Source organism: Amycolatopsis sp. NPDC024027, from assembly GCF_040638975.1.
In the GTDB taxonomy this organism is placed as follows: Bacteria; Actinomycetota; Actinomycetes; order Mycobacteriales; family Pseudonocardiaceae; genus Amycolatopsis.
This window is the reverse complement of record NZ_JBEZYY010000056.1, coordinates 1-1,292: the sequence shown is the minus strand read 5'-3', so window position 1 is coordinate 1,292 and position 1,292 is coordinate 1. Positions and strand designations below refer to the sequence as shown.

1 protein-coding gene is annotated in these 1,292 nt (G+C 66.9%); it reads left to right on the top strand.

Annotated features, from left to right (window positions below; all coding sequences use genetic code 11):
- Positions 1-1,292 (top strand): family 2B encapsulin nanocompartment shell protein (locus tag AB0F52_RS48665; RefSeq protein WP_360186493.1); only part of this gene is annotated, 1,292 nt, incomplete at both ends.

The following is a 1,292-nucleotide window of genomic DNA, read 5'->3' as shown; positions in this document are numbered from 1 at the left end:
GGCATCTCCTCCCGCTGGCTCCTCAAACTCCTCCCCTGGGTCGAAGTCGCGGCCGGGTCCTACCGCGTCAACCGCCGCCTCTCCTACGCCGTCGGCGACGGCCGCGTCACCTTCACCACCACCGGCGCCCACGTCCGCGTCATCCCCCCCGAACTCGGCGAACTCGCCCCCCTACGCGGCTACGACGACGAAGACGTCCTCACCGAACTCGCCGACCGCTTCACCCAGCACGAATACGCCCCCGGCGACGCCCTCGTCGAATTCGGCTCCCCCGCCGACCAGGTCTTCCTCCTCGCCCACGGCAAAATCACCAAAATCGGCACCGGCGCCTACGGCGACCAAGTCGTCCTCGGCACCCTCGCCGACGGCGACCACTTCGGCGAAACCACCCTCACCCGCGACGACGGCATCTGGGAATTCACCGCCAAAGCCGTCACCACCTGCACCGTCCTCACCCTCCCCCGCACCGCCTTCACCGACATCCTCACCCGCTCCGACACCCTCCGAACCCACCTCGACAACTACCTCGCCCGCGGCGCCACCGCCAGCAACGACCACGGCGAAGCCGAAATCTCCCTCGCCTCCGGCCACGACGGCGAACCCCAGCTCCCCGGCACCTTCGTCGACTACGAAGCCCGCCCCCGCGAATACGAACTGTCGGTAGCGCAGACGGTCCTGCGCGTCCACTCCCGCGTCGCCGACCTCTACAACCAACCCATGAACCAGATCGAACAACAACTCCGCCTCACCGTCGAAGCCCTACGCGAACGCCAAGAACACGAACTGATCAACAACACCGACTTCGGGCTCCTCCACAACACCGACTTCGCCCAACGCATCCCCACCCGCACCGGCCCACCCACCCCCGACGACCTCGACCACCTCCTCACCCTCGTCTGGAAAGACCCCAGCTTCTTCCTCGCCCACCCCAAAACCATCGCCGCCTTCGGCCGCGAATGCACCAAAGCCGGCCTCTACCCCACCAACGTCGACCTCGCCGGCCACCAAGTCCCCTCCTGGCGCGGCATCCCCATCCTCCCCTGCAACAAAATCCCCGTCACCGACACCCGCACCAGCTCCATCCTGCTCATGCGCACCGGCGAACAAGCCCAAGGCGTCGTCGGCCTCCACCAAACCGGACTCCCCGACGAATACCAACCCGGACTCAACGTCCGATTCATGGGCATCAACGAACAAGCCATCATCTCCTACCTCGTCTCCGCCTACTACTCCGCCGCCGTCCTCGTCCCCGACGCCCTCGCCGTGCTGGAAAGCGCCGAGATCGGCCGGGA